This is a genomic window from Rivularia sp. UHCC 0363, from assembly GCF_034931125.1.
Taxonomy (GTDB): domain Bacteria; phylum Cyanobacteriota; class Cyanobacteriia; order Cyanobacteriales; family Nostocaceae; genus Rivularia.
Genome location: NZ_JAYGHM010000044.1, coordinates 1 through 23,707 on the forward strand (window position 1 = coordinate 1; position 23,707 = coordinate 23,707).

Consider the following 23,707-nt stretch of genomic DNA (forward strand, 5'->3'; position numbering starts at 1 on the left):
CATAATGTCAATATAGAGAAATCAAAAGTAGTCCAAGGCTTTTTTACCGGAGGAAAGGTAACACAGTCAAACGATAATAATCAGAAACCAATAGAAGTTTCGGACACTGTTCCCGCAATGCTGACACCTGGGGAATTTGTAGTAAATTCTAAAGTTGTAGAGAAAAATCTTCCTCTCTTAGAACATATTAACAAAGGTGGTGAAGCAGACGATATCCCTAAAAAACTACAAACATCCGATATTGAGCAAACAAAAGAAAATTCATCTTCAGTTGACCAATTTTTAGGATCTAATCTAAAAAAACAGAACTCCTCGTTTACTAAAAATAAAATCCTTAATTCTCATAATCTTAATCAAAATAATTTAGTTCAAAACAAATCATCAGCAAATAATTATTCATCACCTCCCTTAATTTTTAGAACAAAAAACAATGACACATCTTCTCAGAATGATTTTGATACTCCTGAATCCTGGTCTAGTTTTGAAGAATTAATAAATACAGATAATAATAATTATACAAACTCAAATAATGAAACAAATTATCAGAATAGATCGGGAGTTAGCTCTTCCGATTCTTCTCAAGCATCATCAAATTCGCGAAAAAAATTAAGTCAAAAACATCAGTATGTACCAAAAACACAAGAATTAGATAAAGGTAGTAAAGTTGAGCAAAATGATTTTATCCAAAATAAAGAAAAAAATAGTGAAACCATTAATGCACCATCTGATTCAAAAGAAAATGATGAAATGGTTTTTGAATCTTTAGCTCGCGAAATATATAAGAAGTTGCGACAAGAATTGGAGATAGAGAAAGAACGACAAGGAAGCTATTTAGGGCGGTTAGCTTGGTAAGAAAATTTGGTTTAATTATCTAAGATGAATTTACGGAGATAAAAGAAATGGCTGGTCAATCTATAAACGCTCCACAAAAGCTACAACCACAACTTAATAAAGCTAAACTGAAAGCATATAACGGTGAAGCCCCTGATATTGAGTTAATGTTTAATCCTTCCCAAATTAGTTTTTCTAGAACTAATAATTGGCAGGAAAATTCTGGGAATAGAGGAAGTAGCCTATTACCTAAAATTAACTTTGCTGGCGTTCAACCTTATTCTTTAGAACTTAAGCAAATTATCTACGATACCTATGAAACAAAAGAATCGGTTATGAAGTATATAGATATCATTAAAAAGGGTGTAGAAAAAATTGAAGGCAGTGGTGATAAACGTCCGCCAGTTTATAATTTTATTTGGAAAGACGAGTATTTTTATTGTGTGATAAAAAGTTTAACTTACAATTTAATGATGTTTATGACTGATGGAACTCCAGTCAGAGCTATAGTAGATATATCATTACAAGAAGTTGATAAAAATAATCTTCCCGGTGGAACTGAATCTGCTTCTAAAGCTAATAATCGTCAACCAGATCCCAGATTGGGATAATAACTAGGAGTTTTGATTAATTTTAGCTGGTTACATACCTTTACAATAAACTACAAATACAATTTTTTATGGCTAAGCAAGGTGAGTATGTAGATACAATAAAAATCGAATTAGAGGGACAAGCAGTATCTCAAAATTTAATAAATGATTTGCTACAAATCACTGTAGAAGAAAGTCTACACTTGCCAGCAATGTTTACAATGGTGATACATAATAGCTATTTTTCCCCTAGTGATAAAGACGAATTTCAACCGTGGCGGCATGAAAATTTGTTTGAAATTGGTCAAAAAGTAAAAATCGGTTTTATTGCTAGTACTAGCAAAGACCCAAATTTTGAGAAAGAAGAAGAAGGTTATTTAATTGAAGGTGAGATTACGGCAATTGAGGTTCATTTTAACAATAAGTCAGAAGCTCCGATTATTGTTCGGGGTTATGATAAATCTCATCGACTTCACCGAGGACGACATAATCGCTCTTTTTTGAATAACACTGATAGCGATATAGTACGTAAAATTGCTAAAGAAGTAGGTATAGAAATCGGACAAATACATGAGAGTGGAGAAGTACATGAGTATATTTTTCAAAAAAATCAAACAAATATGCAGTTTCTCCGAGAAAGAGCCGCTCGGATTGGCTTTGAACTGTTTGTAGAAGATGGCAAAATCAACTTTCGCAAACCTGAAACTAAGGAGCTAATAGAATTAGAATGGTTACGTGAAATCACTAGTTTTAGTAGTCGCGTTACCAGCGCAGAACAGGTAAGTGAGGTAGAAGTTCGTGGTTGGGACTACACCCAGAAGGAATTAATTACTGAAACAGCAAAATCAGAGAATGTAATAACTAATACTGGAAATCAAAAAGGAAGTGATTGCTCTAACAAGTTCAACTTTAATAAACCTCCGAAAATCATTGTTGTAGACAAGCCAGTTTCTAGCCCCAAGGAAGCAGAAGTTATGGCTCAAGCTTTGTGCGATGAACTGGGAGGAGAATTTGTTTATGCTGATGCCAAAGCTGAAGGTAATCCTAATATTCGACCAGGACGCTTTGTAAATCTAAAAAATATGGGTAAGCGCTTTAGCGGTAAATATTACATTACAGAGACACGTCACCTCTATACTAAGGAAGCTTACACCACGGAATTTGGTATCCGAGGATTACGCGCAGGTAATTTATTTTCTTCAGTTTCTCAGCAAAAACATTTAAAACCCGGTGAAACTTTTTTAGTCGGAATTGTTACTAACAATCGAGATCCAAAAGGTTTAGGTCGAGTTAAAGTTAAGTTTCCTACTCTTACAGAAGAACATGAAAGTTACTGGGCTAGAGTGGTTGGTGTTGGTGCGGGAAGTTTAAGGGGTTTTTATTCCTTACCTGAAATCAATGATGAAGTTTTAGTTGGTTTTGAACATGGAGATATTCATCGTCCCTATATTATTGGTGGTGTCTGGAATGGTAAGGACAAAACTCCCTGTGAATTAAATGACGCTGTACAAGGTGGTAAGGTGCGTTTGCGAACTATTAAAACTCGCACTGGTCATACCATTGAGTTTGTCGAAGAAACGAAAGGATCGAGTAAAGCTGGTATAAAAATCGAAACTGCTGGAGGTCATAAGTTACATTTAAATGATACCGATAAGTCTGTAGAAATTCAAACCAGTGGGGGTCATCAAATGTGTCTTGATGATACATTGAAAAAAATAGAGCTTAAAACCACAATCGGTAGTGAAATTAAGATGGCTGATCTCGGTCCACTTGGTCCTACTGTTTCTATTAGTTCTATGGGGAATTTGGTATTCAAAGCTAATACGGCAATTTTTACCAGCAGACCAATACTGCCAATCCCACCAACTGTTCCACCTGGGTTTCCTTAGTATTTAGAGGTAGTCTCAATCAAAAAATTTCATCACTTGCGACTTTCCAAGGACGTAAAAGATGACCTGAGAAACTGTTAGAGAAACTCTTATGTCTCTTTTAATCTATACTGTACTAAAATTTCTTGTTCGCGATCGCAGTATTTGCGGTAAAGTTCACAAAATCGCGTTGCTCCCAGCAAATCTTCCCTACTGCAATGAGCGATATATCACTCTCCCCAGGAACCCTTCGTTGTTGATTCGAGCATACACTCGCAGGCAAGCCTGTACCTCTCCTGGAATACCTCCAACCTTCAGTGGCAGGTCATAATCTTTGGATGATGAGCTGCGAATATCCGCGTATAGTCCTGATAATTCTCGAATTCGCACATCATGACCTTGGTCTTGCGCTTTTTGGGCAATTTTCCTAAGTATGCGTCGCGATCGCTTTTTCAATTCGCCCCACCAAGAGTCAGAATCAACGGGTGGAATAAACACTAGGGAGTGTATTGCCTCATCTACAGCAATCCAAGCCTTGAGAAACGATAGTGGTTCTTCATCTGCATTTTTTTCAGCTTTTAGTGTATGCCCAAAGCGTTGTGTGAGAGCGGTAATGTACTTTTTGCGCTGTTCTGGTTTTGAATGCAAAGAGATGGTATCAAATTTATATACAGTTTCCAAAGCGTGGTGTAAATCTGCATCTAAATTAATAAAAGTTATACAAATAGATACAAGACTTGCCAGTAAATAAAGATCCTCAGACAAATCCTCAGATTCACTTCCCTGTAAAACTTCAGATTCTAAACGTGCTTCTTTAGACAAGCACAAACCTTTCGCCCGGACACTTCCTTTAAGTCCAGGGTAAATATCTTCATTATTTTTAAAGGGAAGTTGATCCCGATTCGATGCATCTTCTTTACTTCCAGCTTCTTGAGCCAGTTCCAAAGCTCTTTTTCTCCAAGAGCTAGCCATCTTTTTTGGAATGCGTAATAGTTTCCATTGAATCTCGTTCCATAAATCCGAATCTGTCTCACTTTTAAGTTGGAAATCTCCCAGATATGTGCGTAATTCTCGGTCAGATTCAAAATGTTTTTTTAAATGCCATAATTTAAACTTATCAGTGTTCAACTCATCAGTGGGTGTAAGATTAGATGGAATGCTAGGAGCCGATGTCGATTCTTGGATATCTTCCGAATTTGAATCTTCTTGCGGCATGATAACCTCGTTCTGACTTTGGTTTGTGGCACTAGCAGCAGAAGGGGGTTGGCTTAAGTTTCGGACTTCTTGTAGTTCTTGCAGCACCGCATCACATATCTCGGCTCCAGGGTCTTGTGGAAATTCTGTGTGAGCCTTCTTTAAGAAAGACTCTACTTCCTCTAACTTAATCCCTAGAAACCAAGCTATGTTAGAACCATTCATAGCTAGTAGCTGACGTAGGTGGTGCATAAATATTGCCTAGTGTTATACGTTATATTAATATGAACTTCCCGGAGCAAATGTACTAAATAGTATTAAAAATCTTGTTGGGCAACGAATCTAACTTTTGATGCAAATACCTGTGTGCCAATATAGCGGTTTTCCTTTGAATCAAATACATTTTTAAATTCCCAAATGTAAGGACGTAAAAGATGTAAGATTTTACGTCTCTACAAGGTGTATTGTACTCAACCGAGAACTGCTATATAAGCCTTATAACTATTATTACAGGTTCATGTCATTCATTGGTTATGAATCGCTCAGGATCAAACTTAGCTGTTTTTGCTTAGGAAAAGCTCAGATTAATGTATACCAGAAAACGGATCTCGCTCTATATTAACTTCATTGGGTTGCAACTCCAGTTCAGCGCGAAAAACGTATCCTTCTTCTTTAAGGTGTTCTTTATTTTCTGATTCGAGGTAGGGAACTTCACCAGCATGTATCCGTAGCATACCATTTTCATCAAGACTAACGCGATATTCACAAGGGAACTCTGTATCTACATTTGGTTTGCTGAGTTCATCAATTCTGAGCCATTTTTTTTCATTTTTTTCGGAATCTATCTGACATATATATAAGGTGTGCTTGCCACTTTCGGGAAAACCAGGCAAAGGTTGACTAATTAAACCATTTAATGCCTGTGGTTCGGTATCGCTGCTATAGTGAAACTTTTTATTTTTAATATTCTGAGTATTATCTTTAACAGCTTCAAAGACTAGATGATATCCATTTGGATTATCTACAGCCGATGATTCTAACACATTGACGGCAATATCCCATTGCAATTTTCCTTCATCGAATAGTGCTTCTTGTTCAATTACTTGATTCACATTAATGCCATCACCATCAATTAAATAATGAGGTTCTTCCTGACAAAGGAGAATACTAATATTCAATGCGGAATCAATTTCAAATTGAATTTTGATGTGCTCTTCAAACCATTTTTCATTCTTGGCTTCAGGTATCCAATTTTGGAGTTCCTGGCGCAGTTTGTTCCCATTGAAGCTACCCCATAGTTGTAATTGCCCGCGCTCATAGTCTTGACGGTAAATAATGTTGCTCAATTGTATACCTAGCCACTCAGTGCGAACCTTTGCTACCTTGTCATTGGGAGAGATTTGATAAAGCTCTGTTCCTGCTTTAAATACATCTGGCAAATCACTGCTTTGGGTTTTCCGTTTAAAGTTACACGGTAGATAATAAAATAGGTTTTGAACATCAATACGCAGTTGATTGCTTCCCTGACGCAGCAAACCCTTCGCTTCTTCCGGGGTGAATTTCAGTCGTCTCATCTTTTCGGCATAGCAAGCTCCAGCAGAAGTCCCTTGCTTGGTAAATTGTGGGTCAAAGGTGATACGCTCTGGATTCCACAGGAAATAATCGGACTTGCTAAATTGTTGATAGATTTCACGCTTAACTAAATCGAGATTGCAAGTTTGACCAGATAGAATCAACCAATCAACTTTTTCTGTTTCTATTTTCTCTTGTTGTGTGTCAGAATCATCATTATTAGCCAAGCGACTTTCCATCAGACCTTTAGCAATGCCAACAGCTTCTTTAATTACCGAATGTGCAGCCCGTTCAAATTGTTGGCTGTCTAATGTGACAGAAAGTTTAACACTTTGTTGGCTTGAGATGTTAATCTCCACTTGGCTTAGCAGGTCAGAAATTTGCTGCTCGGAGAGAGTATAGGTTAAAGCAGAACCATCTAGTGGTATTTTTTGTCCTAGTTTTAGTTTGGCTTCCTCAGCATAATCCCAGAGGGTATAAAAGGTTTGCAAGCGTTGGGGAGTGTCTTTCCAACGGGTGGGTAACACTTTCTCCGCAGCATCTAGAGCTTCTTTGTAAGCAGTAGAATCATTTTCTGGGCGCTCTTTATCTATACATTTCAACAGCGAGCCTTGCTTGTATTTACCATCTTTTTTGATAAAGCCCTCGTCCAATTTGGGAATTAAATCATTAAGTGTGTCATTCTTCAGTTCACCTGTTGCGATCGCACTTAGCAAGCTATCAACTATTGCCACTTTGAGCAATCGAAATATTCGCAGAGTAATTAACTCCCCGCCTAATTGTAAATGACCCGAAGAACCTAACAGTTTAGGAGTAATTTCATAATAGCGTCCCCCAAGACCCCGGTCTTTATCATTCTTAAATGAAGGAGTTATATCTGATAAAGTTAGTTTAATCAAGGCTATGTCAGTTGTTCCCCCACCAATATCTAAAACAAGGACGTTTTGCGACCATTTGTCACCTTCTCGACGACAACGGGTTTTAAAGGACTCGATACCAATATTGATGTAGCCACCAAATTCTCGCCAAAGGTAGAACATTACTACAGCAACAGCTTCGTCGTAAGTCGCTTGCACATCCTCAATCCCAAGCTCTTTTACAAGCTGCTTCACCTGGTTGCGAACAATTGGTGCTGCGACGGTAGGGTAAGTTACTACTGCTGTTTGAAAATTTCCTTTAGAAAACTTGCGTTTTCCTGATCTACGGTAGTTTTCCGTTAACTCAATGAGGTGCGCCCAAGCAGCTTGAATCAGCTTTTCAACTGCAATTGTTTGTAATTTCCCGTCTATAGTAACTGGTAATTCTCGTTGTTGACCAAAGTAGCGTTTGGGTGAGTGGTGAAATTTGCTGATTATTTTCTCTAAGGAACTGTTTTCTAGTTGAGCAATCGCATTATTTTTGTTCATCTTTACTTGTTTACCCATGCTGACTTTTAAAGGATTCAAACTGATAATTTCTAATTCGCTGGGAATTTCTGCAATCCTACTATCAATATCAAGAACAACCGGGATCAGATTTTGAGATTCTAGGGTAGGTATGCGGAACACCTGATGATATATCTGGTAAAGTTTTTTGCTAACGGCTTTACGAAACTTTTCAGTATTACCCAAACACAGTTCGATTTGGCGAATAGCTTCTACACGTAGCTGATTGCTATCACCTCTAAAAACTTCATGCAGCTGACCTGGTTCTTTTTTTAAACTATTGCTAATGTCGCCGAGAAACTGTTCCCACTCGCTAGAATTTACACCTGGTACAGCCTTATTGGCAGGTGAACTTAGCCATTTTGATAATAGCTCGAACAATTTCATCTCCTGCTCTTTTTGCAGAATATCTGGAATTTCTACATTTATTGGATCGAAAAGTGTCACTGTGGAATTAGATGTACCAAAATCCATAGCAAACCAACCGGGAAATTCTTGTGGCTCTTCATTGCTATTGTTTCGGTTTGGTTTGATAGGACTTGTTGTAGTTTCCATAGGTTGTGTTGATTGAGCTACTGTATTAGTTTCCATCGGTTGTTTTGATTGAGTCATTCTATTAGTTTCCTTAAGTTGTGTTAATTCAGATCGAAGTGCTGATATGTCCTGTTCCAAATTGAATAATCTGACCTTAAAGCGTGATAATCTAGCCTTAAGACCTGAAAGTTTAAGTAAATAGTTAACAAGAAAACTGACTATTTTACGCAATGTAAAATTATTAAAACATCTGTGGTGAAGGCTCCTGAGCCATACCTTTCGTAAACGGCGAATGATTTGTTCCACTGTGTTTCACTCGCAACTAACTAGTTATTAATTTTACTAGATAAATACGTAGTAAAGCAAAGGAGAATTCAAGTTTGATGGCATTTCTGAAACAAGATTGTACTTTACTAACTTCCCTAACTAATTATTAAGGATAGAAGTCGAGGCAATTTGCGACAGAATCGACGAAATAGGATTGGCTTGGTTAGCTTCTTGTTTGTCATCTACAATAAACCTTAGCAATACATCATTTTTTTTAAGTTGGTACAGTTGAGGAATCAATTGATTTAATATATGTGAAATTGCATTATCGACTTTCTGATTTATTTGGCTTACATACTCAATTAGCTGTAGACTTATGCTAGCAGTTATCTCATCTCGCAGCCGTTGCACTAGAAGAAGTTGGTTTTGGGTAGAGTTTTGAGGATTGATTTTGCTGTATTCTGGTGCCCAGTAAAAAATTTGACCATGATTGTGTTTCCCATCCTTACGTGCAACGGGAAATGCTGTTTCTGTATCAATTGGTTTTTGATTTTTAAAGGCTACTCCGATGATATAATCTTCATTTAGTTTCGGGTCCTAACCTTGATACACGACAGCAAATATATCCGCCTCATCCTCACCAATTTTGTCCGCGATGTCTTCTTCCATTTGTTCACGCAGAATTCCTTGGAGATATTTAATCTCTGTATCTAATTGATTTGACAAATTATTTAACAAGTTTTTAACTGCTTCTTTAATGCATTTACGGGCAAATTCTTCTAGTCCCTTAACAGTATTGCCAAATTCCTCATAAAAATCGTCGCTTTTAGTAGGGATGTTATTAGTCGGACGCTTTCTTCGACGAAACGGTTCTTCTTGATTCTCATTTGGAGATGGGAGTGCGATTATGCCATTTTGCGCTCTACTAAACAGCAAATTCCATTGCTTCCAGTCTAGTATTCGGTATGTTACTTCATCTTTGACTACATCGCTAACGGCAATTCCTTGCCAGTCTTTGAGCGGTTCTTTTCCTAAATTATCTTGGAATTCCTTGTAATTAGAGTACATTTGACCTAGATGGGAGCGTAAGTCTTTTAAAGCTTGACTTTCTTCCTCCAATATACCCTGTTCCAATAATATCCTTTTGAGTTTCTCCTGTTGTTCACCCAAAGTATTTGCAGCCCGATGAGTGTCTTCATCTAATTGTTTGAGACCATGAGCAGCTACGTGTTGTAGCAATAATTTTCGTAGTTTACCGATACCGCCGTCAAGTGCAAAACACTTAAGCTGATTACCCAGAGGACTAGCTGAGTTTTTTTCCAAAAGCCGTTGGCTTAAGACTCCCCACTTTTGACTTATCTCCTTAGACTCTTTTAGAAAACTAGGATCTTGCAATTTCCCTAAGAACTCAGCAGAACCTGCTTCCACTTCACCAGAAAGTTCTGCTAATTTTCCTAGACCCATGAGTTGGTCTAACAAAACGATGCGCTCGGGTTGGCTTGTAAATACTTTTGCGTCGTTGATGATAGTCCCTAATCCATTCAATGCTTGCAAAACAGTTTCTTCTGTTAAGGTAGTGTTAACATTAGAATTAATTAGTTGACCAAGTTTTATTTTAGCGTCTGCACCTAAAAGCTGATTAAATCGACCCACACCTACAAGGATGAGATCCTTAAGGTTTTGTCCGCTTTTTTGTTGCTCCATCATCGTGAAGATTTTATTGGCACCACCGCTTCCTGGCCTTTCACCGTTAAGTAAAATGAGAGTTGTCTGTACTGACTTTAATTCTCGCAGTGAGACAAAAGTATCCCGCATTCCCGAATTAGCTGCCCCTAACCCTGGAAAATCTAAGAGAATAAACTTTGAGGTATCTTGTGTTGTTCCTAGATTCCAAATTTCTTTGGATATTTTGACATCAATATTTATGCGCCGGATGAGTGAAAAGCTGTTTTGCAATACCTCTGCTGAAAGTTTGTTTTTATCTACAGATCCCTTGTTAAATAAAGGTATATCTTCAAATTTAAAATCTTGATTTAGAGCCGGTATACCACTAACTAGCTCTAAGCCTTTATAAGCGGCAGTCTTGTGAGCAATCTTTAGTTTTTTCCCGCATAAATCTGCCTTATAAGAGATATAAGTGCGAATAAAAATCACTAATTCTCGAAGTGCATAACGTAGTTCAACGTTTTGAGTTTTATTCCATGCTTGTTCGCACCAATTCTCGAAAGGATTTGGGGTCTGTTGATTCAATGTTGTTGAGTTCACTTGAGGTAAAGCAGGAAGTTCCGATCCAGCTTCTTTTGCTCGTTTCCGTGCTTCATTTAACATAAACTGCAAGCACTCTTGAACCTCTTGCTCGGAAAGATACTCTACAGTATAATTAACAAACTCCGTTGTTTTGTAACCATCTTGTGGAATCAGATGGATGGCAGTGACATTACCTGTGGTGGGGATATCGCTGACTGGCAGGATACCACCGTAGCCGATTAAACTTTCTATCAGTTGGGTTTTTCCACTACTAAATTCTCCCATGATGGCAATTTTCACGGGGGAAGATGCTTGTTCCACGGTTTTGTTAGCGGCTTCTTCAATTTTCTTAAGACACTCTTTAAGTTCAGAGTTATTTAAAATTTCATTTTCCTCCGACTTATTTCGTTCTAACAATTTTATTTTTTGGAGTACAGATTCGCCATACTCTTTATATTTATACAAGTTATCCAACATTTTTTGAGATTCGGAATCTTCTTCTTTTACTGCTTCTTCTACTGACGGTTCCTCATTTTCGTCAGATGAGAAGTTTTGCCCATTACCCTCATTTGCAACAGGTGCTAAATCCTGCTTGTTATCAACTTGTGGGGACGGTTTATATTTGATTTCTGCAAGCCATTTATTTATATTTTCTTTTAAACTTTTCTGAATTTTCTCTTGCAAAACAGTCACATCCTGTAAATTAAACTCTTTATTTTCTTCCTGAATCGCGCCTGAAAGTCCAACCTGGTCATTTACAACTTGCAATTCAGGAGTCTTTGCAGAAAGTATTTTAATCTCCCTTAATACCTGATTAATGATATCTTCCGTAGTTTTATTACTATTTTGAATGTCATTTTGAATACCTTCATTTTGTTCTACTAATCTTTCAATTTTCTCTATGATTACTGCATCTTCTATTTCTACTTTTGTTGTGGTATCTTCCGGTGTCGGATTTAGTAATTTTTGTCGTAACTTTTCTCCAAAAATGGAGACTAATTCGTTTAGTACAGATGGTACTACTTGCTCAAGTACAATGGATGTCAATACGTCTAACATTGAATAAATCTCCTATTGCTTAATTCCAAACTCTTTGGTGGATAAAAGGTAATCACCAACTTAAATCTAATTTTTTCGGCCCAAAACTATAATTCAGGGACTTACTTCTTGCATAACCAAGCATAGATACTATCAAGCGTCTTCAGAACATCTTTGATAAATTGTCAACCTTCTTAAACAACTCCAATTGACTCAGAATCTCCCGGTTCCAGCCAAATAACTTTTGACAACAATTTCGCTCCAATGAACGATAAGTACTTGTGCAAAATTAATTGTATATTGTCATTGCGAGTGCAGCGTTCATCGAAGATGTTCCCGAAGGGTAGCGAAACGAAGCATATGTCCTTCGGACACGCTGAGCCGCACTGCGTGAACGCGAACGCAAGGAGTTGGGATTGCTTCAGTTCGTTCGCAATGACACAAATAATTTTGCGTACCCACTTATTGAAGTGTATGCGAAATGATCGGACATTTTCTGCATTTGGATCTCCTAAAGAATAATTTGTTTTTCCCGCTTCTATTCTTATATAGGTTCAACTTCAATCAACTTATTCACTTGGGACAAAAAAACTTGTTTTAGAGTCATCGTAGTCGCAATTGAACCAAATCATCATAGCCATGTTAAGCATCAGCGGCAGGGTTACTATGTTGGCAATCTCTCGCTGGGCAGGAATTGGCGGTAGTCATAGGACAGTAATAAGATTTTTTCATACAGTCATACCGTGGGCAACAGTATTTTGGATATTTTTTCGTCAACATTTGTTTTGTCCAAACGATGTTTATTTGTTGGCAGGAGATGAAGTAGTAATAAGCAAATCTGGAAAAAAACATACGGATTAGATAGTTTACCGGGTGTTAGTCCAGTGGTAGAAAAACATCAGTTAACTTGTTTATGAGTCTGATTTCAATTATTCTTCTGTTTCTTCATCTTCGTCGTCGTCTTCGTCTTCCCGCCAATGGAACGATTTTAACCACTGAGCAAATTGTGAGGTTCTTCTAGTTCCATCCTCAACTCTATAAAAAAGGCTCTGTATACTGGATATAAATCCTGTTATTTGAGATATTAATCTGTCCACAATGTATCACCTTAAATGAGTTTGTCACTACTATTATAAAAGATTAAGAAAAATATAAATTCGACCTTTGGCGAATAGGCTAATACGTTATATAGCAATATTTTTGATCTATATATGTATCCATATTTATCGCAAGGACTGTGACAATGCCAAACCCACTTTACAGTCAAAGAAAGGAATATTTAGGGACAGGTTGGGCTTTTCCACTACAAATGAATGTGCAGGGAGGAATACAGTTTAGTTACGAAGAACAAAAAGTTAGAGAATCAATTTGGCTTATCCTTCGTACTAGCGTAGGTGAGCGCGTTTATCGACCGAATTTTGGATCGCGCTTGTCAGAGTTAGCTTTTGCTCCCATGAATAGCGAAACTCTACTGCAAATTCGCATATATGTTGTAGAAGCTTTAGAAGTTTGGGAACCGCGCATTATTCTTGATGAAGTTCGCACGGATGCCGACCCAGTACGTGGCAAAGTAGATATTATCGTTAATTATAAACTTAAAAATTATCCCGATACTTACAGCTTTGTTTATCCTTATTATCTGCTTTCGTCTATAGAATCATAAATATAACATTTATAGAACTTATACACTCGTTGCGAATTTTCAATAGTTTGAGATGATTCGCATATAAAGGTGAATGCTCCCTTGCGTCATAATGCCAATTTTACTTTGGTCGAGCGAGTATTAGATATAGGCAACAAGATGCACCGAAGCAGTAAGAATATTACTCCAACATCCAAAATCCAAAATCCAAAATCTAAAATAATAAAACTGTGGAATTTGACTTTTTACCAAAATTACCTTCTTCCAATTTAGACGATCGCAACTTTGATGATTTGGTGGAAGAATGCATTATGCGTATTCCTCGCTACTGTCCTGAATGGACAGATCATAACCTGAGCGATCCAGGAATTACGATGATTGAGTTGTTTTCTTGGTTAACAGACCAAATGCTGCTTAGGTTTAACCAAGTACCTCGTAAAAATTATGTTGCTTTTCTGGAATTATTAGGTATTCGTCTGCAACCTCCAGCTCCAGCTCGTACCGAATTAACGTTTTATTTAAGTTCGGATTTACCAGAAACTTATATAATTCCAGAAGCATCTGAGGTATCTACGGTGCGGACTGAAACTTCAGAAGCGATTACTTTTAGTACCGATTCGCCTTTGATAATTGCTAAACCCCGACTGCTACACTTTCTAACCGCGCAAACAACAGAAGTAAGACCCCAATCATTGCGGGAAAGAGTTACTGTTACGTGGAATCGTCACTCAGATGATTATTGGGAAGGTAGCGAGCAATCAATATTTGAAGAAGAACCTCAGTTAGAAAATTGTTTTTACTTGGTTATTGATTCCGACCAACCTTTGGATGGAAATGTCTTAGAAATTAGTTTCAAAGGGGCTAGCGCAACACCCACTGGTATCAATCCCAATTTGCCACCACGTCGTTGGGAAGCTTGGGATGGCAATAATTGGCAGCCAGCTTTGTTACAAGAAGCAGATGATAAAACACGAGGTTTCAGTTTTTACGAAATAATCCAACAAGGGGGTAGTGCAGAGCAAGGTGCAGAAACACGCTTGCACTTACCCCAAACATGGCCCGCCACAAATTTTACTTCTTATCGCGGTCGCTGGTTGCGGTGCATATATTCACAATCGCAAACAAATCAACCTGGTTATAACCGTTCTCCACGGATTACCGCTTTGGGAGTAAAATCTATTGGTGGTACGGTGCGAGGTTCTCAAAGCAATCAAAAACAAGATGAACGTTTGGGAATCAGTGATGGTAGCCCAGGACAAACTTTTCAACTGCAAGAAACGCCCGTTTTAGAACGTCGAGAGAATGAATATATTATAGTTATTCCCCCTGATGGCTTACCTCAAAAATGGCGAGAAGTAAGAGATTTTGCTGATAGCAAATCGGAAGAGAAACACTACATTATTGATTCTATTTCTGGTACGGTTCAATTTGGTCCTTTAATTAGAGAACCCGGTCAAATTAAACGCAAGACCGAAATTCGTAAAAGTATTCAGCAAGCATCAGTCAACAGTATTCTTTTTCAAGAAAGCCAAATAGAAATAAATAACCAAGAACATCATCAATATGGAGCAATTCCCGTCCGGGGTGCTGAAATTAGAATGGTTGCTTATCGCTCTGGAGGAGGTAGACAAGGAAATGTTCAAACCGATACTCTACGATTTTTGAAATCCGCAATACCCTATGTTGATAGTGTCACTAACCATATACCAGCTATTAACGGAGCAGATGCAGAGTCCCTAGAGCAAGCAGTTATCAAGGCTCCACGAGTTTTACGCAGTCGCGATCGCGCCGTTACAAGTGAAGATTTTGAAGTTTTAGCCCAAGAAGCTGGTTTAGGAGCAATAGCCCGCGTCCGTTGCTTAAGTGCTGATAAAACACAACAAGCAGGTACGGTGAGTTTGATGATTGTTCCTCAAGCGAATACTGATGCAATCGCTCGTGGCTTGGGTTTATCTCCAGAGAAATTTGATTTAAGTCCGAAACTGCAAGAAGATATACTGAGCTACTTGGATCAAAGAAAATTATTAGGAATACGATTACAAATTCAACAGCCAGAATATGTCGGAGTTTCCGTACAAACAGGAATTGCCTTAGAACCAATTTACGACAATCCTGGCGCTCGTGACGAAATTATCCGCGACATCAAAATATCATTGTATAAATTTTTAAATCCTTTAACTGGTGGAATCGACGGAAATGGCTGGTCTTTTGGAAGACCTTTGTACGAATCAGACATCGTGGCATTACTCCAACAAGCGCGGGGTGTGCGTTACCTCGGTCAGGTGGTACTATTTCCCATACGCAAGCAAGGAAATACTTGGGTACGTCAACCATCCCCAGAGAGAATTATTGATCCTGGCTTACAAGGTTTAATTTGTTCTTGGGATAATGTCGATTTACGTTCGAGTCATGTGGTCAATATCCTTAATCCTTAAAAAATCAACATATCGCATTTATATAATTTTTTATGGTACATAGCCTTAGTAATTCCCCAATCAAAATTGACTTAAATCCAATGCAAATTCCAGAGGCTTTACCTGGAAATGCTTTGGCTTTTACTGGCTCGCAACAAATTAATGTTATTGACCATAGCTTGGTTTTGCATCCCGGACAAGCAAGCGAGATAATCGTAAACTTAAAAAATTTGACCGCAAGTCCTTTAAATATAGAGTTGCAAATCGAGACAAACTTTCCTTTTCAATGTCACGTGGGAATGGAAGGTAATGAAATTGCACCTAGAAAACAGATGCAAGCTGTACTTCGTTTTCTAATTCCTGAAGACTTTTTTGAAAATCAGCAAGCAATTGCTGCTAATAAACAAGAGAAATTAGAAATTGACTTCCACGGTTGTGTAAATATACAAATAGATCCAGAAACAGAACGAGAACAAATTCAAAAAAGCGATAAATTTAATTTATATATTCGTCCTTGGTCTAATTACATGGAACTTTTGCCACTTCTATATCGAGAAGTGGACTTGATTGGTCGATTCATGAAGATATTTGAGGAGACTTATCAACCAGTAATAAACAATTTTTCGGTTATGTGGGCAAATCTTGACCCTTTAACAGCACCGCAAAAACTACTACCATTTTTAGCTTATTGGGTTGGTTGGGAAGTAGATAGAAAATGGGATTTAGACAAACAACGTCGTTTAATTCGTCATGCTCTTGAACTATATAGATGGCGAGGAACTCGTAAAGGTTTACGTCTTTATTTACATTTATATACGGGATTACCTTTAGATGACGATATAGAAAACGAAGGTAATAAACATATAAGTATTACAGAACCTTTTGGTAATAGTTTTATTCTTAATGAAGCAGAATTAAATAATGCAGTATTAGGGGGAGGACAAGCTTATCATTTTGTTGTACGATTGCGCTACGATAAAAATGAAAATGTTGTCAGCAAAGAATTAGCATCACTGATTATAGAACAAGAAAAACCCGCTTTTTGTACCTACGAATTATATATAGAAGTCGAAAGTTAAAGTAGATTTTTATCATTTTTATCAAAAATATAAAAAATTAGACGGGAGCATCCTAAATTTTTACTATTGTAGTTCCTTAACGGACTACCAAATAACCATTTTTTTTTAACCTTCTACTAGAAAAAATCTAAAATCTAAAATCTAAAATCCAAAATCCTATGTCTCATCCATTTCCCCAACCATCAATTCAACCATTTGATCGTCTTCAAGCAGCGGATGGTTTACTTATCAATGCCGAACGTTGGCGCAAGGCACATGATTACCATCGTCAGCGACAAAATACTCACTATCAGTGTTTAAATCAGCCAGGAATTGTTTGTGGTTTAGGAGTGCGAAATATTCCTGCACCGAGGGATGTCCAAGCTAAATATAGAGATGGACGTTGGGTGCAAATTCAACCCGGAATTGCCATTGATTTAGCTGGTAATTTAATAGTTGTACCCACAGCTTTTAATTTCCCAATTGATTTAGAAGTTGCTAATACCGATTCAATTTTAGTTTATTTAACAGTCAGTTATGTAGATCCAGAAGATTTGCGATCGCCAAATTCCAGAGAGATAGTTACAGAAGCTTATCGGTTTGACCAAAGAAACTCTACACTTAATATTTCCGAAATAGAAATTTGCCGCATACTCTTACAACCAGGACAAAAAGAGATTAATCAAGCAAATGATATATTTTTCCCCGGTTATAACGATATAGATTTACGTTTTCGCCGTCAAGCACAAGCGCGTCCGCAAGCAATTTTACGCCTAGCACAAATTAATCATAGCGATGCGGAATGCGCTCGTAATTTCTTTAATTTATCTTACTTCTTACAATCAATCGAACCTTTATATCCCTATTTTAGGGGTCTTGACGAACCAGAACAAATAAGTTTGTCCAAAAAGATTCAAGATTACGATTTACTATATCTTACAGGTCAACAAGAATTATCTATTAATAGCGTCGAGTTTGAATCTTTAAAAAACTATTTAAATACAGGAGGAATGCTTTTAGTTGATGCGCCAGGAGATGCAGAAGCTTTAATACAAAGCACTTATACGTTGGCTCAAAAGCTAAACATTACTTTGAAAAAATCTACAGAATTACGACGCGATCATTCTCTAAGAACGCGACCTTTTTTATTTGCGGGTTTACCAGCAGTCAATAAAAAAATAATTGAGATAATAACTGGTGGAGGAATAATTTTAACAATAGGCGATTTAGCATCCGCTTGGGGATTAGATAAAGAATTACAAATGCCCAGATTAGCAATTCGTACCGCTCAAGAATTCGGAATTAATATTGTTTATTACGCTTGGAAACGCCGTCAGTTAATTGGTTTGCAACAAGAAGATGATTCTGGAAAGTGGTAGTTATTTAGATCGGTGAATAATTTGGAAGTAAGTAAGTTGGCGTAAAAAAATAACATTATATAAAGGAATGTAAATCAAGCTCAAACTCTTTCCCCCTTTGCCCCCTACCTCTGGCATATATTACTTGTAGGATGCTGTGACAGTTCGCTTGATTTCTAACGTAATATAATGGTTTTTCTGTCACGCACCAACTAAGACTGGCATATTTTACTTGTAGGGTGCTGTGACAGTTCGCTTGATTTCTAACGTAATATAATGGTTTTTCTGTCACGCACCAACTAAGACCTTATGACAATTACAGATTAATTTAACTCTTAATTTGGAGTTAATTTTTGTTTAAGAGTTCATAACGGAGGAAAAATATTTATTTACTCCACTAAGGTCACAAAAGCTAGCTAAAAGTCTAATTTGCTTTCCCCTGATTTATATTATTATTTTGATTAATAGGTTTGATATCGCAATCGATTTCTTCCACTCTTGTTTACTTTGCAGCTAGTCTCCTGTCCGAACTTAATAAATTATTTGCGATCGCGACCTTTTCTACTAATCAGGCACTATCAAGCCCCCAGCAAATAGAGAAGCGGTGGTTAGGTAAAATATGTCAAAATCTAAAAATAAATTATTTTTAGTTATGGTTACATACAATGCATCCTGGTCATATTCTCCGCAATCACTATAAAATTATTAAGGAATTGGGACGCGGTAACTTCGGAATCACCTATCTAGCAGAAGATTTAGATTTACCGGGAAATCCTCTATGTGTTGTCAAAAATTTACTACAGAGCCAAAATCCAGAAGAGTTACAAGATTTTATTGCTTTTTTTGATAAGGAAGCCAAAGCTCTATCACGCTTAGGTAATGAGTGCAGTCAGATTCCACGGCTTTTTGCCCACTTTCAAGAAGGTGGTGAATTCTATCTAGTACAAGAATATGTTGATGGACATGATTTGAGTCAAGAAATTTTTCCTGACAACAAGTTAAGTGAAGCTCAAGTAACGCAGCTTTTAATCGAGATTTTAGAAGTATTAGCATTTGTTCATAGCAATAATATCATCCATCGAGACATAAAAGCACAAAATTTAATGCGTCGTCATAGTGACGGCAAGATAGTATTAATAGACTTTGGAGCTGTCAAAGAAATTAATCAATTAAGAACTAATTTTCAAGAGCTAACCAATGCCACTGCTAGAATTGGTACTGAAGGCTATATGCCTTATGAACAATTTTGTGGTTATCCTAAGTTATCCAGCGATGTTTATGCAGTGGGGATGTTGGGAATTTATGCTTTAACTGGAATTAAACCTAAGCATTTACCGACAGATGCGGATAAATTTCATGAAGTTATTTGGCAAGATAAAGTTTCGGTTAGCTCACAACTTGTAAATGTGTTAGATAAAATGGTGCGTTCTAATTTTAAAGAACGTTATCAAAATGCTGGTGAAGCTTTGCAAGCACTGCAAATAATATCATCAGAATCTACCACACCTACTGTGTCTTTAGCTCCGGGACTTTCTTCGGTTTCGCTACCTGTATCTTTTCCTGGTTTAAATAATGTTTTAAATAAAAGGTTTTTTATTAGTTTTGGAGTTGTATTTAGTTTGGTTTTTGGGGTAGTTATTTTATTTCCGTTTCTTTCGGGCAAGCTTAAAGCTAATGCTCAAATATGTCTAGCAGTGATGGATTTTATACCTACTCAATTTCAAACTGAATTAAAAGATAATGAAAGCAAGAAATTCTATACATTATATGGAGATATGAAAGATAGTAAGTTCAACGGTTGCGGAATCTGGATTGCAAGCAGTGGTAATAGGTATCAAGGGATATTCACAGATAGTAATTTGAATGGAATAGGAAAATTATTCCTATCTCAAAATGGTGACGAATATGAATATGAAGGAAATTTTCAAAAGAATCAGTTTCACGGTGAAGGAGTATTAAACTTATCAAAGTCGACAAAAAATAATTATTTGCATACCTACAAAGGGAGCTTCCAAAATCGTAAGAAGAATGGCTTTGGTGAATTCTTGGATAGCAATGGTTGTCGATATGTAGGAGAATTTAAAGATGATAAGTTTCATGGTAAAGGAACCTGTACTACTAAAAATGATGTGAGAATAGGAACTTGGGACAAAGGTGAACTCAAGGGAACAAATCAGACTTGCTGTGATAATTCTAATTATTAAGAAGTAAATTTTATGATTGAAAATCTCAATAACAGCGAAACAATAATCATATGATAATACCAGCATTTTTTGCTATTTTAGATTTTAAATTATGTTTAAAAGTAGATTTCAGTGGCATTAAATTTTAAAAAATTTATACTTTTTTATCATCAAAGATCCACTAGAAGGTAATTAATTGTACTAATTACGACACTCATATTGTGTTTTAAGTTCACTTTTATGCACTTTTTTAAGTGCAGACTTTTTAAAATACCTCACATCATATAATGAATATGAATAGAAAACCTTTTATCAATCATGTCTTAATAGTTTTTGTTGCTTTGTTTGCTGCAATTAATAGTTTCGCAATATTTTTAATAGTTGTTAAACAACAGCCATCTTTCGCTCAACCCTCAACTCCCGATATAACCGAAACTCCACCAACAACTCCACCAACAACCCCACCAACAACTCCACCAAAAACCCCACCAACAACTCCACCAACAACCCCACCAACAACCCCACCAACAACCCCACCAACAACCCCACCAACAACCCCACCAACAACTCCAACAACCCCACCAACAACCCCACCAACAACTCCACCAACCACAAGACCAACAACTCAACCTCCTATTGAAACTACCTTTAAAAAAATTAGCTTTGGAAATACAGAATTTGGTGTTTTAGGTCCGAATGACCCTGAATCTCAAGGCAGGTACTTTGATTTTTACAAGTTTGAAGGTAGAGAAAATCAGTCGATTAAAATTATAATGTCTGGAAGTGACGATCAACGAGATACCAGCAACTTGAGTTTAAATCCAGTTGAAATAATATTGCTGGACTCTAATAACGAAGTTATTCCAAGCACAGATAATCGAAACACAAATTCATTGATGTCTTTTCGATTACCATCAACAGGTAGTTACACTATTGTAGTCAGTAACAAAAATCCTGGAGATGTCGGTCGTTATAGTTATAAATTGTCATTGCAAGCGGAATGAAATGGAGCGGTTAGACGGTGATCGCCCCGCTTTACTAACATAGCGTCTCCCTCCAGATAGCAATCGTAACAATTAGATTTTGCGATCGCTAATCCTTATATTGGAGGGGGATCAATACTTTCCACGAGTGATGATAGTTCTCTCGATTTTCATCTTAAGGGTGGTGTAGATCTGCGCTTTGTTAAGTATGAATAAATAGAGGATTGTTAGTTGGGTGCAATATGAGAAAATAAAACAATAATTGATTGTTACTTATGGTGAAGTCCAATGCTCCCCGGTTATACTCTCCGCAATCGCTATAAAATCGTAAAGCTATTGGGAAGCGGTGCTTTCGGAATCACTTATTTAGCTCAAGATTTAGATTTACCAGACCATCCTCTATGTGTAGTCAAAAATCTTAAGGAAAGCCAAAACCAACAAGAATTAAAAGATTTCATTGCTTTTTTTAATAAGGAAGCTAAAGCTTTATACCGCTTGGGTAATAAGTGCGACCAGATACCACAACTTTTCGCCCATTTTGAAGAAGAAGGTAAGTTTTATCTAGTACAAGAGTATGTTGATGGACATGATTTAAGTCAAGAAATTAAAGCTGGAAATCAGTTAAGCGAAGCTGAAGTAACACAGTTGTTAAAAGATATTTTAGAAGTATTGTCATATATTCACGACCAAAATATCATTCATCGAGACCTAAAAGCACAAAACTTAATGCGTCGTCATAGTGACGGCAAAATAGTATTAATAGACTTTGGGACTGTCAAAGAACTTAGTAAATTAAAAGCCAATCCCCAAGAGCTAACCAATGCGAGCGTTATGATTGGTACTGTTGGATATATGCCCAACGAACAGTTAAATGGTTATCCTAAGTTATCCAGCGATATTTATGCTGTAGGGATGTTGGGAATCTATGCTTTAACTGGAATTAGACCTCAAGATTTACCCAAAGATTCAGATACATTTGAAGTTGCATGGCAACATTTTGTTTCGGTTAGCCCCGAATTTGCAAATATCTTAAATAAAATGGTACGTTCTAATTTCAAAGAACGCTATCAAAATGCTAATGAGGCTTTGCAAGCTTTACAAATATCATCAGAATCTACTGCACGGACTTTACGGGTAGCCCCAGCATCTTTACATATTTCATCACCTCCATCTTTCCCGATCGTAAACTCCAGATTTTTTATTAGTCTTGGAGTCATATTTAGTGTAATTTTGGGAATTGGCTGGTTATTTACAGTTTTTTCTAGAAAATCTGAGCCTGAAATTGTTGATGCACAAACATGTTTAGATAAATTAAATTTACAACCTATTGAAAATAAATCACCAGACGCTGTGGATAATAAAGGTAATAAATTATATAAGTTTTATGGAGAAATCAAAAACGAAAAGTTAAGTGGATGTGGTGCCTTAATTAGTAAAGTTGGTAATAAATCTCAGGGTATATTTGAAGATAGTAAATTAAATGGAAAAGGAATAATACTATATGCAGATGGAAAACAGTATCAAGGAGAATTTAAAAACGGGAATCTTCACGGTCAAGGAATATTAACATATCCAAATGATAGCCAGTATCAAGGAGAATTTAAAAACGGGAATCTTCACGGTCAAGGAATATTAACATATCCAAATACTAGTTATATTAGTAAGTATCAAGGAGGTTTTAGAAACGGTAAACCCTATGGTAAAGCAAGCTTAATATTTAAACAAAATGATAAAAAAGACAGATTTGAAAGGGAATATATCGATGGTTCTCGCGACATAGGAATTTTAACATTTAAAAATGAAGAATATTACATACAAGGTGCATTTATTAATAAATACCAGGATGGTGAGGGAACAATCTTTTACAACAATGGCTGTATTTATAAAGGAGAATTTAAAACAAATAAACCTCACGGTCAAGGAAGCTGTAAGTCTAACGATGGTGCTTCTCAAACAGGAAATTGGAAAGAAGGTAAATTAGAAGTAAATAATAAAACTTGCTGTGATTATACTTATTAAATAATCGATTTTTTTAGCAAATAGATACTACTAATTGCCATAGTACTTGAGTAAATTTGATACACTGTGGAATCTCCTTTGAGCATAAAATAGTAACAAATGATACATTGATTCAATACTTTAATAAATAAATCAGAAATTCATACTTTAAATAATTTTTTTATTGGTTACTTTAGCGTTAAATTATTAATTGAGAAGAAGTAAATTTAGATATTTGCTTAATATGGTATTTCAGAGGAGTGGAAAATGCATAAAAAATCTTTAAACCAATTTATATTACTAGTTTTTAAAATCAATTTAATTGCGATTGGCAGCTTTGTTATCGCTTTAGGATCTTTTTCACAAGTATCATTATCGCAAGATAAACCAGTAGAAACAGAACCAGAACCAGAAGCAACACCAGAACCAGAAACAATTCCACCGCAACCAACACCCGAACCAGAAGCAACACCAGAACCAGAAACAATTCCACCGCAACCAACACC

15 protein-coding genes and 1 pseudogene are annotated in these 23,707 nt (G+C 36.7%); 12 read left to right on the forward strand and 4 right to left on the reverse strand.

The genetic code is table 11. The features are described 5' to 3' along the window. The 3 genes from VB797_RS22420 to VB797_RS22430 form a co-directional block, all read left to right on the forward strand. Positions 1–852, forward strand: an 852-nt coding sequence (locus tag VB797_RS22420) for a hypothetical protein (protein ID WP_323239957.1), incomplete at its 5' end; no start/stop codon positions are given. A 47-nt stretch (positions 853–899) separates the two neighbouring features. Beyond that, positions 900–1,442: a hypothetical protein gene (locus VB797_RS22425; RefSeq protein ID WP_323239958.1), complete on the forward strand. Its 543-nt coding sequence runs from the start codon at positions 900–902 to the stop codon at positions 1,440–1,442. A 68-nt stretch (positions 1,443–1,510) separates the two neighbouring features. Continuing rightward, positions 1,511–3,310: a VgrG-related protein gene (locus VB797_RS22430; protein ID WP_323239959.1), complete on the forward strand. Its 1,800-nt coding sequence runs from the start codon at positions 1,511–1,513 to the stop codon at positions 3,308–3,310. Positions 3,311–3,499: 189 nt separating this feature from the next. Here the strand turns inward: VB797_RS22430 and VB797_RS22435 are convergent, their stop codons facing one another. From VB797_RS22435 to VB797_RS22445, 3 genes are all read right to left on the reverse strand, one after another. After that, the gene (locus VB797_RS22435; RefSeq protein WP_323239960.1) at positions 3,500–4,735 is read right to left on the reverse strand and encodes a hypothetical protein; all 1,236 of its coding nucleotides are present in this window, start codon (positions 4,733–4,735) and stop codon (positions 3,500–3,502) included. A gap of 332 nt (positions 4,736–5,067) precedes the next feature. Next, a complete protein-coding gene (locus VB797_RS22440; RefSeq protein ID WP_323239961.1) occupies positions 5,068–8,091 on the reverse strand; it encodes a molecular chaperone in 3,024 nt (1,007 codons plus the stop codon). Between the two features lie 786 nt (positions 8,092–8,877). Next, on the reverse strand, positions 8,878–11,586 hold the full coding sequence (locus tag VB797_RS22445; protein ID WP_323239962.1) for a dynamin family protein: 2,709 nt from the start codon (positions 11,584–11,586) through the stop codon (positions 8,878–8,880). 594 nt (positions 11,587–12,180) lie between these two features. Between VB797_RS22445 and VB797_RS22450 the strand changes: the two are divergent. Beyond that, positions 12,181–12,414, forward strand: a pseudogene (locus VB797_RS22450) (transposase); the annotation flags it as partial. An 80-nt stretch (positions 12,415–12,494) separates the two neighbouring features. Here the strand turns inward: VB797_RS22450 and VB797_RS22455 are convergent. Then, positions 12,495–12,662, reverse strand: coding sequence for a hypothetical protein (locus VB797_RS22455; protein ID WP_323239963.1), 168 nt, complete (start codon positions 12,660–12,662; stop codon positions 12,495–12,497). A 146-nt stretch (positions 12,663–12,808) separates the two neighbouring features. On the opposite strand from VB797_RS22455, the gene VB797_RS22460 reads away from it, so the two are divergent. The 8 genes from VB797_RS22460 to VB797_RS22495 all read left to right on the forward strand — a co-directional run. Then, the gene (locus VB797_RS22460; RefSeq protein ID WP_323239964.1) at positions 12,809–13,228 is read left to right on the forward strand and encodes a GPW/gp25 family protein; all 420 of its coding nucleotides are present in this window, start codon (positions 12,809–12,811) and stop codon (positions 13,226–13,228) included. A gap of 209 nt (positions 13,229–13,437) precedes the next feature. Next, on the forward strand, positions 13,438–15,642 hold the full coding sequence (locus tag VB797_RS22465) for a putative baseplate assembly protein (protein ID WP_323239965.1): 2,205 nt from the start codon (positions 13,438–13,440) through the stop codon (positions 15,640–15,642). Positions 15,643–15,722: 80 nt separating this feature from the next. Further along, positions 15,723–16,700: a phage tail protein gene (locus VB797_RS22470; RefSeq protein ID WP_323239966.1), complete on the forward strand. Its 978-nt coding sequence runs from the start codon at positions 15,723–15,725 to the stop codon at positions 16,698–16,700. Positions 16,701–16,858: 158 nt separating this feature from the next. Next, positions 16,859–18,058 carry a DUF4159 domain-containing protein gene (locus VB797_RS22475; RefSeq protein ID WP_323239967.1) on the forward strand — a complete coding sequence of 400 codons (1,200 nt, stop codon included), beginning with the start codon at positions 16,859–16,861 and terminating at the stop codon, positions 18,056–18,058. A gap of 644 nt (positions 18,059–18,702) precedes the next feature. Continuing rightward, the gene (locus tag VB797_RS22480) at positions 18,703–20,241 is read left to right on the forward strand and encodes a protein kinase domain-containing protein (RefSeq protein WP_323239968.1); all 1,539 of its coding nucleotides are present in this window, start codon (positions 18,703–18,705) and stop codon (positions 20,239–20,241) included. A gap of 272 nt (positions 20,242–20,513) precedes the next feature. Then, positions 20,514–21,224 carry a PPC domain-containing protein gene (locus VB797_RS22485; RefSeq protein WP_323239969.1) on the forward strand — a complete coding sequence of 237 codons (711 nt, stop codon included), beginning with the start codon at positions 20,514–20,516 and terminating at the stop codon, positions 21,222–21,224. Between the two features lie 267 nt (positions 21,225–21,491). Continuing rightward, positions 21,492–23,222: a protein kinase domain-containing protein gene (locus tag VB797_RS22490; RefSeq protein WP_323239970.1), complete on the forward strand. Its 1,731-nt coding sequence runs from the start codon at positions 21,492–21,494 to the stop codon at positions 23,220–23,222. A 246-nt stretch (positions 23,223–23,468) separates the two neighbouring features. Continuing rightward, a partial coding sequence (locus VB797_RS22495) for a hypothetical protein (RefSeq protein WP_323239971.1) occupies positions 23,469–23,707 on the forward strand: 239 nt, incomplete at its 3' end.

Coding starts and splice junctions, on each gene's coding strand:
- VB797_RS22485 (WP_323239969.1), top strand. CDS start 20,514: ATGAATAGAAAACCTTTTATCAATCATGTCTTAATAGTTTTTGTTGCT.
- VB797_RS22475 (WP_323239967.1), top strand. CDS start 16,859: ATGTCTCATCCATTTCCCCAACCATCAATTCAACCATTTGATCGTCTT.
- VB797_RS22490 (WP_323239970.1), top strand. CDS start 21,492: ATGCTCCCCGGTTATACTCTCCGCAATCGCTATAAAATCGTAAAGCTA.
- VB797_RS22445 (WP_323239962.1), bottom strand. CDS start 11,586: ATGTTAGACGTATTGACATCCATTGTACTTGAGCAAGTAGTACCATCT.
- VB797_RS22460 (WP_323239964.1), top strand. CDS start 12,809: ATGCCAAACCCACTTTACAGTCAAAGAAAGGAATATTTAGGGACAGGT.
- VB797_RS22480 (WP_323239968.1), top strand. CDS start 18,703: ATGCATCCTGGTCATATTCTCCGCAATCACTATAAAATTATTAAGGAA.
- VB797_RS22440 (WP_323239961.1), bottom strand. CDS start 8,091: ATGACTCAATCAAAACAACCGATGGAAACTAATACAGTAGCTCAATCA.
- VB797_RS22470 (WP_323239966.1), top strand. CDS start 15,723: ATGCAAATTCCAGAGGCTTTACCTGGAAATGCTTTGGCTTTTACTGGC.
- VB797_RS22425 (WP_323239958.1), top strand. CDS start 900: ATGGCTGGTCAATCTATAAACGCTCCACAAAAGCTACAACCACAACTT.
- VB797_RS22430 (WP_323239959.1), top strand. CDS start 1,511: ATGGCTAAGCAAGGTGAGTATGTAGATACAATAAAAATCGAATTAGAG.
- VB797_RS22435 (WP_323239960.1), bottom strand. CDS start 4,735: ATGCACCACCTACGTCAGCTACTAGCTATGAATGGTTCTAACATAGCT.